The 8,757-nt window shown below is 62.8% G+C and carries 12 protein-coding genes and 1 pseudogene; 2 read left to right on the forward strand and 11 right to left on the reverse strand.

The features are described 5' to 3' along the window. The first annotated feature begins 353 nt into the window (after nucleotides 1-353). Nucleotides 354-1,220: an EcsC family protein gene (locus JCM25143_RS13295; protein ID WP_025861564.1), complete on the forward strand. Its 867-nt coding sequence runs from the start codon at nucleotides 354-356 to the stop codon at nucleotides 1,218-1,220. 70 nt (nucleotides 1,221-1,290) lie between these two features. On the opposite strand, the gene JCM25143_RS22450 is transcribed toward JCM25143_RS13295, so the two are convergent. The 11 genes and pseudogenes from JCM25143_RS22450 to JCM25143_RS19700 form a co-directional block, all read right to left on the reverse strand. Beyond that, nucleotides 1,291-1,437, reverse strand: a complete 147-nt coding sequence (locus JCM25143_RS22450; RefSeq protein ID WP_159101651.1) for a hypothetical protein — start codon at nucleotides 1,435-1,437, stop codon at nucleotides 1,291-1,293. A 13-nt stretch (nucleotides 1,438-1,450) separates the two neighbouring features. Beyond that, entirely contained in the window at nucleotides 1,451-2,425 is a 975-nt protein-coding gene (locus JCM25143_RS13305; protein WP_025861566.1) for a 2-hydroxyacid dehydrogenase, read from the reverse strand. 238 nt (nucleotides 2,426-2,663) lie between these two features. Further along, nucleotides 2,664-3,632, reverse strand: coding sequence for an APC family permease (locus tag JCM25143_RS22845; protein WP_456303609.1), 969 nt, complete (start codon nucleotides 3,630-3,632; stop codon nucleotides 2,664-2,666). Continuing rightward, nucleotides 3,551-3,814 carry a hypothetical protein gene (locus tag JCM25143_RS24255; RefSeq protein ID WP_234395262.1) on the reverse strand — a complete coding sequence of 88 codons (264 nt, stop codon included), beginning with the start codon at nucleotides 3,812-3,814 and terminating at the stop codon, nucleotides 3,551-3,553. Before JCM25143_RS24255 ends, JCM25143_RS22845 begins: the two co-directional genes overlap by 82 nt. Beyond that, nucleotides 3,703-4,164: an amino acid permease gene (locus tag JCM25143_RS22850; RefSeq protein ID WP_199897891.1), complete on the reverse strand. Its 462-nt coding sequence runs from the start codon at nucleotides 4,162-4,164 to the stop codon at nucleotides 3,703-3,705. Before JCM25143_RS22850 ends, JCM25143_RS24255 begins: the two co-directional genes overlap by 112 nt. Before the next feature lie 84 nt (nucleotides 4,165-4,248). Then, on the reverse strand, nucleotides 4,249-4,842 hold the full coding sequence (locus tag JCM25143_RS22855) for an FGGY-family carbohydrate kinase (RefSeq protein ID WP_369347375.1): 594 nt from the start codon (nucleotides 4,840-4,842) through the stop codon (nucleotides 4,249-4,251). A gap of 142 nt (nucleotides 4,843-4,984) precedes the next feature. Further along, nucleotides 4,985-5,752: pseudogene (locus JCM25143_RS24260) on the reverse strand (FGGY family carbohydrate kinase); the annotation flags it as partial. Beyond that, nucleotides 5,662-6,594 carry an NAD(P)/FAD-dependent oxidoreductase gene (locus JCM25143_RS19695; RefSeq protein WP_234395259.1) on the reverse strand — a complete coding sequence of 311 codons (933 nt, stop codon included), beginning with the start codon at nucleotides 6,592-6,594 and terminating at the stop codon, nucleotides 5,662-5,664. The pseudogene JCM25143_RS24260 and the gene JCM25143_RS19695, both read right to left, overlap by 91 nt. Next, nucleotides 6,540-6,881 carry an FAD-dependent oxidoreductase gene (locus JCM25143_RS22860; protein WP_199897894.1) on the reverse strand — a complete coding sequence of 114 codons (342 nt, stop codon included), beginning with the start codon at nucleotides 6,879-6,881 and terminating at the stop codon, nucleotides 6,540-6,542. The genes JCM25143_RS19695 and JCM25143_RS22860 overlap by 55 nt, the downstream gene beginning before the upstream one ends. Next, nucleotides 6,878-7,153: a (2Fe-2S)-binding protein gene (locus JCM25143_RS22865; RefSeq protein ID WP_199897895.1), complete on the reverse strand. Its 276-nt coding sequence runs from the start codon at nucleotides 7,151-7,153 to the stop codon at nucleotides 6,878-6,880. Before JCM25143_RS22865 ends, JCM25143_RS22860 begins: the two co-directional genes overlap by 4 nt. A 23-nt stretch (nucleotides 7,154-7,176) precedes the next feature. Then, nucleotides 7,177-8,307 carry an NAD(P)/FAD-dependent oxidoreductase gene (locus tag JCM25143_RS19700; RefSeq protein WP_199897896.1) on the reverse strand — a complete coding sequence of 377 codons (1,131 nt, stop codon included), beginning with the start codon at nucleotides 8,305-8,307 and terminating at the stop codon, nucleotides 7,177-7,179. Nucleotides 8,308-8,581: 274 nt separating this feature from the next. Here JCM25143_RS19700 and JCM25143_RS24860 point away from each other — a divergent pair. Next, nucleotides 8,582-8,757, forward strand: a 176-nt coding sequence (locus tag JCM25143_RS24860; protein ID WP_148300142.1) for a DeoR family transcriptional regulator, incomplete at its 3' end; no start/stop codon positions are given.

The raw sequence follows: 8,757 nt of genomic DNA on the forward strand, positions 1-8,757 counted from the left end.
CTGGCGCAGGCGCTCAGCGCTGCCAGCATGGCCAGCAGGGGCGCGCTCCGCCGCATGGCGCGCGCAAGGCCGCCTTGCGTGGCGGTAAGGGGGGCGGAACGGGATTGAAGGCCAGCCATCGAGGCAACTCCTTGAAAGCAGGGAGGGAAAGAGGGGGTAAGCACCGGATTCTCCCTTACTGGTGTGTAAGGGCTTGTGGCGTGCGAGACAACGCTGTTCGCCTATGCAGGGTGTCCATGCAGGAGCGTGTTGCGTGGCCTGCGCTGTTTTTCGGGCGGCATGACTGATATGCTGGTTTTTACTTGTTTGGCCGGGCACTTGCGGCCCGGCGCGGAAGGGCGGGAAGAGCACAGATGAGCACAAAGGAAAAGCAGGGTGCCGGGGCAACAGGTAATCCTCTTGGCGGCGCGCTGACCACGCTGGTGCTGAGCGGGCCGGAACTGCACGAACTCGAAACTGCTCTGGCTGAGGTGGAGTCGGGGCGTGGCGTGCTTGTCCGGCTGGCCGATATCATGGGCGGGGCCGTGGGGCATGCCGCGCGGCTGGGCCTGCGCGGTATCGGCATGGCTCCGAATTTCGAGGAAAAACTGCGCGGCTTAGCGGAAACAGCCGTGGCGCGCGCTTTCGATGTAGCGGTGCTGGGCCTGCGTGGCACGGCGGATGTAGAAATGCAGACACCGCGCTGGCGTGTGCCTGCCATGCAGGCGGCGGTAGCGGTATCGGGCGCTGTGGGCGGGTTTGCGGGCCTTGCCGGGCTGGGGCCGGATATCGGCTTTACCACCCTGACCATTATGCGCGAGATCGCCCGTATTGCCCGCGAGGAAGGGGAAGACCTGAACGACCCGGATGCCCGCCGGGCCTGTCTGGAAGTGTTTGCGCTACGGGCGTTCCCTAACCGCCGGAATGGCGAGGAAAGTGAACTGGGCTATTTCTCGGCCCGTGCAGTGCTGCGCGGTCGCCCGGTGGTAATGCTGATTGCCGAAGTGGCCTCGCATTATGGCCTTGCGCTGGGGCAGAAGCTCTCGCTCCAGCTTATGCCGGTGGCGGGTGCGCTGTGTGGGGCATCACTCAACACGGCGTTTCTCAACCACTATCGCGCGCTGGCTCATGCGCATTTCACCATTCGCAGGCTTGAGCGCGAACATGGCCCCGTGGTGCGTGATACGGCGCTGGCCATGCGCGATACGCTGGGCGGCGAACCGAGGGATGAGCGGCTTTAAGCCGCTCTTTTCTGGTTACCTACGGGTGGCGCTGCTCGGCCTGATCCTGAGCAGCGCCACCCGCAGACTTTCAGGCCTGACCCAGAAGGGTTGCGATTGTGGCCAGCCCTAAAAACGAAAAACCCAGAATTTCCGCCACACCTTGATAGGGCGGGGCCAGTAGGGTGACGGCGGCGCACAAGGCAATGCCGATCACGCAGAACATGCGCATGGTCATGAGGGGCGCTCCTTCAGGGGGTTACTGGGGATGGCAGGGGCTGGCCCGTAGCAAGGGCTGCCACGTTATCCAGAGCCAGCATGCACATGGCCGTGCGGGTTTCAATCGTGGCGCTGCCCGTATGCGGGGTGGTGAAAACATTGGGCAGGGCCACCAGTTCCGCATTGGGGTTTGGTTCGCGCTGATACACATCCAGCCCGGCACCGGCCAGATGGCCTGAGCGTAGTACGTCCATCAGGGCGGCTTCATCCACCAGTTTGCCTCGTGCGGCGTTAACCAGCACGGCCCCGCGCGGCAGCAGCGAGAGCGTGCGGGCATCCATCAGTGGTGCGCCGGAGCTTTGGGCCGGGGCGTGCAGGGTCAGGATGTCGCAATGTGGCAGCATGTCTTCCAGCTTTGCGTAATAGGTGGCCCCGGCTTCATGTTCGGGCGTCAGGCGGCTGCGGTTGTGGTAAAGAATTTCCATATCAAAACCGCGTGCGCGTTTGGCCACGGCCTGACCGATCCGCCCCATGCCGACAATGCCAAGCCGTTTGCCGGTCACACGCTGGCCCAGCATGTCCCCCAGCCCCAGCGGGGTGGTCCAGCCGGTTTTGACAAGCGTGAAATATTCCGCTGCCCGGCGGCTGGCGGCCAGAATCAGCATCATGCTCAGATCGGCATTGCAGTCGGTCAGCACGTCGGGCGTGTTGGATACGGTAATGCCGCGCGCATGCAGGGCCGCAAGGTCGAGGTGATCCAGCCCGACGCTGACAGTCGCCACCAGCTTTACGCAATCCGGCAGGGCAGCCACATCGGCCGCACGCAGGGGGGTCATGTGCGTAACCAGCACGGCAAGGGGCTGGTATTCATGGGCCAGAGCCAGAAGGGCGTCGGTTGCCAGTGCGCTACGGGGCGGCGGCGGTGCCGTGAAATCCAGAGCAATACGCGCTTCAGCCGCATCAAGCAGGCGGATAGAGCGGATCAGGCGTGGCGCGGTAGGGGGCATGGTGGTCTCCGGGGTGTGAGAACAGGGGAGCGAACCATGGGCGCGTCCGGCTGCACAGGCGACCGGGGCTGCGTTCGTCGCGTTCCGATATAACACAGCCTAGCAAGGCTGGTGCCGCATAACCATAAGGCCTGTTGCCCCCGCGCCGTGAAAAAGGCGTGTGGCCGGTCAAAAAACTGTGGCCGCCCCTTTCAGTAAGGAGCGGCCACAGGCAGCGCGTATTTGTGTGTGGGGCGGCTTAGTGGGCCGCTGTGTCGTATTCCGCGCCCTTATCCGCATCGAGAATGGCATCCACCGCGATCATGTCGGGCATGGCCAGACCATGGCGGCCACGTGTGGCCAGCAGCCAGACGAGGTAAACCCCGCCGATAGCCAGCATGATCAGCACATACAGCCACGGTTTGAAGAAGGATTCATCACGGAAAATGGTGAGTTCGAACACCAGCCATAGCAGAGCCAGCGTAACCACCGGCTTTTCCCACCGGCCGAGCGAAAAACCCTGGCTGGGCGGCAGGCTGTTGCGGCGGATTGCGTACATCAGCACCGAAACAGTGTAGATGATGGTGGGCAGAAGAGTGGCCGCCGAAAACAGGACGAACAGCGCATCCGTATCGCGCGAGAAGATGCTCAGAATGGCTTCTCCCACCACGGATACGAGAATGGTTGCGTTAACCGGTGTGCGCAGCGTGGGGTGGATACGGTGCAGCATCTGCCAGCCGGGAAAACGCTCATCGCGCGACATGGCCCAGACCAGCCGCGTGCCGGACATCAGAATGACCAGTCCGCAGGCAAAAATGGAAATGATCACCAGCAGCAGAAGAAGGCTGCCTACCACCGGGCCCAGCACGCGGGTAATGACATCCGCAATCGGGGTGGGGGAGGCTGTCATGGTGCCAACATCGCCCAGCAGTGCTGTAATGGCGATCAGGAACAGCATGCCAAGCGCACCCACACTGACAATGGCCTGCCACATGGCGCGCGGCACCACACGGGCGGGTTCGTTGGTTTCTTCCGCCAGATTGGCGGCGGATTCAAAACCCACGATCGTAAAGGCGCCCAGCAGCGTGCCCATGAACCACGGGCCGACATGGGTGAGTGTGCCAAGGGAGAAGTAGCCTGCGTGGCTCAGCGCGCCGGTGTTGAACAGCAGCGAGAAATCAAGCTGTGACGATACCAGCCAACAACGAACAGCAGCACCACAAGGCAGCTCATGCCGATCAGCTCAAGTGTTACGGCCATAGCGTTGAACGCCTGCGTGGCTTTGGTGGAAAAGGCGATCAGCAGTGCTTGCGCGATAATGACAAGGGTAGTGATCCACCAAGCATCAAACGTCCCGCCGGTATAATGCAGCATGGCAGGCAGCACGGTGGAGGCGATGGTGTAATCCACCGCGCACAGCACGATGACCAGAAAGGTAAAGCTGACCACCCCATAACCCAGCCCAGCACCGGGTTGGCCACGCGGGATGTCCACTGATAGGCATAGCCGGTAATGGGAATGCGCGCGGAAAGCGAGCCCAGTACAAAAGCCACCATAAGCTGGCCTATGACCACAATAGGCCATGTCCAGATTCCCATCGGGCCGGATGTGGCCAACATGGCCCCATAGGCTGTGAAAATACCCGTGGCGATGGAAACAAAGCCGAAGGCGATGGCAAAGGACTGAAAGGCAGTAACATCACGTTTAAGCGTGTCCTGCCCGGCCACATGGGGCAGGGCGGAGGGGGGTATGCTGCTCATGTGTGTTTCCTTATCCGGATTTGTTATTTCGAAACCGATACAAAGTAGCGGTGGAGGCACGTAAGGGGTAAAAAAGCGGCAGGTTCAGTCGTGTGTGGCCGTGCCTTCAGGCGGGGTAAACCAGTGGCGTGCGCGTTCGACCGCCTTGCGGAAAAGCTGATGGTCCGCCTCGTTGACGGTGCCATCAGGGTGGAAAACGCGTGTCTGGCTGCGGATGAACGAGACATCCACACCACAGAGTTCCGCAAGACCCAGTGCGGTGACTTCATGCATGGCGGGCACGATAATGGTGCGCCCGCTGGCCGAGGCCAGAAACTGCGCGAAATACCAGCTTTGCGACAGGCCTCCATCGCAGGTGATGCTGGCCCCGGTGGGGGCGGCGGCAATCAGCCCGCTTGTTAGCATGGCAATTCCTTCAAGCAGGGCGCGCACCATGTCTTGCCGGGTGGTGCCGTGCGACATGCCAATAAACAGGGGGGCGGCCGTCCTGTCCCAGAACGGTGCTGCCAGACCGGAGAGTGCGGGCACGCAGACAAGTCCGCGCGAAAGGGCGGATGGCCCCTCGAAATCTGACAGTTCTTCCATGATATCGAACAGCCTGAGGCTGCGCGCCCATTCCAGCGCGGCCCCCGCCATCGTATACCCCGCCTTCCAGCGCGTAGGTGGGGGCGGCATCATGCAGGCGCCAGGCTACGGTTGGCAGCAGATCGCTTTCGGGCGGGCGGTTTTCCCCCGCGAGGGTGAGCAGGAACGCTCCCGTTCCGAAGGTGATTTTGGTATCGCCCGGCGCGCGGCAGCCATGGCCGTATAGGGCGGCCTGCTGGTCCACGATGGAGGTCGTGACAGGCACCCCTCCGATACTGCCGAACCCGCCATTGACGCTACGGATTTCGGGCAGGCATTCGGGCGGCACACCATGCAGGGCGCAGAGTTCGGGGCTCCACTGGCCTGTTTGCAGGTCAAGCAACCCCGTGCGTGAGGCGGTTGCGGCATCGGTTGCAAAAACACCGCATAGCCGGTCGAGAAAAAATGCATCCGTGGTGCCTAAACGCAGGCGGCCTTCCGCCAGAGCCGTGCGGGCGGCAGGGATGTTACGCAGGACCCAGCCCAGCTTGCTGGCTGAAAAATAGGGGTCAAGCGGCAGGCCGCACAGTGCGCGTGAGCGGGCTGCGGCATCTGGCGGCAGGCTGGCAAGGCTTTCTGCCGTGCGGGCATCCTGCCACACGATAACGGGAGAGAGGGGCGCGCCTGTCAGCGCATCCCATGCCAGACAGCTTTCGCCCTGATTGGCAATGCCAATGGCATCTATGCGGCCTGCCTGTGCAAGGAGCGTGCGCAGGTTGGCTAGCAGTTCTTCTCCATCATGCTCCACATGGCCCGCATGCGGGTAGTGCTGGGCATGCTGGATGCTGCCGACAAGCTGCCAGTCCGCGCCATCCTCGAAAACGAGACAACGGGTTGAGGTGGTGCCCTGATCCAGTGCCGCAACGCGCATTGTCAGTTCTGCTCCTCGAAATGGAAATGAACGCGCGCGGCCTGCGCGGCCCCTGCAGGCAGGGGCACGAGCACCCGGCGCTCCGGCAGCCATGTGCCGCGCTTGCGCCAAACTTCCTCGCCATCAAGCATAAGGCGCAGCACGCCACGTGCAGCCCGGTCAAACCGGAGCTGGAAGGAGGAAAACGCCCGTTGCTGGCGGGGGCTGTCACGCAGTATGGAAGGCACCACAAGGCGCAATGGCGCATCGAATGTGACAGGCACAGGCGGGGCTGTTTCAGGCGAGTGACGCAGGTCGTCCGCAACGGCGGCGCCAATGGCCCGCCCTTCGCGGAAAGCCCAGCCGCCGGTTTCAATCGCACGCAGGATGTTGCCGCCCGCAAAAACGAGCGGGTCATGGGTTCTGCCGTACTGGTCTATGGCGGGGCCTGATGTAGCCGTGTCCACCCCCAGATCGGACTGGAGGCACAGAGCACTTTCAGGGGTAAAGCGGCCTGTCAGCAGCAGCCCATCACAGGGCAGGGTGCGCTGCGTGCCGTTTTTGCTGATTGTGACAGACTCAACCCCCGGTGCCCCCTGAATATCGCTTACCTCCACCCCGCAGAGCAGGGGCACGCCCATCAGGCGCGGGAAAAGGCGGAGCGGCCAGCGTGCCAGCGGGGCGGGGGCGGTTTCTATCATCGCCACGGGGCGTATGCCGTGGGTCAGGCAGGTGAGCAGCGCTGAAAGCGAGACCAGTTCTGTGCCCAGAATGACCGGCCTGCGAAATGGCTTCAGGCGGTGGAAAGCAAGCCCCGCCTGCAATGTGCCAGTGGTGATGACACCCTGCGGCCTGTCGCCGGGGAGCAGGCGGGCCGCGCGTGAGCGCTCACGCGCGCCGGTCATGACCAGCACCCGACGGGCATGAAGGGTTTGCGTGCCATGGGCAGAGACCACCTGCACCACCCCATGAGGCTGTATGGCGGTAACGGCATGGCCGGTGCGGATATCCAGCCCCGCCTTGTGTGCGGCGCGTTCAACCTGCGGCCATAGGCCGCGCCAAAATAGACGCGGCCGAATTCTCTCATACCAAAGGGCGAATGCGCGCAGTGGCGGGTGGCCCCGCCCAGATAGGCTTCGCGTTCAAGCAGCACGACACGGGGCACGCCCTGTTTACGTAGCGCCAGACCGGCTGCCACACCCGAAGGCCCGCCCCCGATAATAATGACATCGGCGGTGGTCATGGTGTTTCTCCCTGCGGGCGGGATGCACAGGCCTCGGTAAAGCAGCCTTGGGTCATTTCGGCTACGCGAGCACCGCAGTAAAAGCCCTGACAGCGGCCCATGCCTGCGCGGGTGCGGCGCTTGAAGCCGCCGGGGTCTCCGGGCGGGAGGGGGCTTGCCAGTGCGGCTTCGATTTCCCGGCGGGTGACGCGCTCGCAATGGCAGATGATCTCGCCATGCTCGGAGCGTTGCCAGTCGCGTTCTTCGGTTTCCGTCAGGTTGGGCACACGCACTGTGGGAATGGTGGCGGGGGGTGTCAGCGCCGTGCCGAACTGCTCGTAAAGGCGCAGAGCATGCGCCGCCAGCCAAGTGCCGCACTCAGCCCGGTGGAGCGGATACCGCCAAGGGTAATGGCCCGGTGGCCGGGGGCGTTGTACACCCGGTAGGCTTTCTGTTCCGTAGCGGGGCGCAGCCCGGCATAGGTGGCGCTAACAGGCATGTTCCTGAGCACGGGCAGCAGTTCCGCCCCACGGTGCAGCAGGGCTTCAAGGGTGGACGTTTGCAGACTGGCGCGCGTGCGGTCTTGCTGTTCTTCCGCCGTGGGGCCGATCAGCACATTGCCGAAGGCCGTAGGGCAGATGACAATCCCTTTGGTAATGGCAGTGGGCACGGGCAGGATGATGCGCGGCACATGGCTGAACGCCGCCTTGTCCAGCACCACGAACTGCCCTTTGCGGGGGCAGATTTCAAAGCGCTCGGGCAGTTCCAGGCAGCGGTCAACCCTGTCGCCATACAGTCCGGCGCAGTTGATAACGGCACCGGCGCGCAGGGTGCCGGTGCTGGTTTGCAGGGTCCATGTTCCGTCAAACGTGCCGTGCAGCAGTTCTGTGGCACGCAGAACGGTCGCCCCCAGCGCCATCGCCTGTGTGACATAGGCCAGCGGGGCGGACCATGGATCGATAACGTGTTCACCTTCCACCTCAAGGGCCGCCACCAGTCGGTTGGACAGGGCGGGCACCAGTGTCCGGGCCTGACTGGCCGAGAGCGGGCGCACGGCCTGCACGCCATTGGCATGGGCCTGACGTTCTATGCCGTGCAGACTTTCATGCTCCTCCGCATTCCATGCGCAGACAAGCGCGCCAGTATGCACCAGAGAAAGCCCCAGCTCCTTGTGGATGGAGAGATATTCCTCACGCCCCGCGCGCACGAGTTCGAGTTCAAGACTATCGGGCGGGGCATCAAAGCCGGTGTGCAAAATGGCGCTGTTGGCTTTGGATGCGCCACTGAGAATATCCGTGCCTTTTTCGATCAACACCACCCGTGCGCCCGCCAGCGCAAAGCGCCGTGCCGTGGCGCAGCCGACAACACCCGCGCCGATAATGGCGACATCGTAAAAACCGTCGTGACGGGTATTGCGTTGGGCATCGTGGGGGTGGGTATTGGACACGTGCATTTACCATTCGACCATATCAATGACCGAACGGTAAGTGCTTGTTTGCACAAACGTCAAGACATTTTGCTATCGAACTGGTTTGTGTTGCCGGGAATATAGATTTTTCGGCTGGTTTTTCAGCCTTTCTTGTTGTCCTCCCTTTTTTGGGAGTGCGGGCAATTTATGCCCGTTCGGTCATTTTTCGGGCATTGACAGCAGCAGGGGCGGGGCGGACAATCCGGGCTGTTAAAGCGTGCAGTGTTCATGAACAGCAGTAGCGGGAGCCTTTGTGAAACCAGCAGACCGGCATAACCGGATCGTAAAACTCGTGCAGCAGCACCATGAAATCAGCGTGGAGGTGCTGGCCACCCAGCTTGCCGTCTCGCGTGAGACAATCCGGCGCGACCTGAGCGCGCTGGACGGGCAGGGCCGGTTGCGCAAGGTGCATGGCGGTGCCCGGCCCGG

The sequence above is a fragment of the Acetobacter papayae JCM 25143 genome, assembly GCF_000613285.1.
GTDB classification, from domain to species: domain Bacteria; phylum Pseudomonadota; class Alphaproteobacteria; order Acetobacterales; family Acetobacteraceae; genus Acetobacter; species Acetobacter papayae.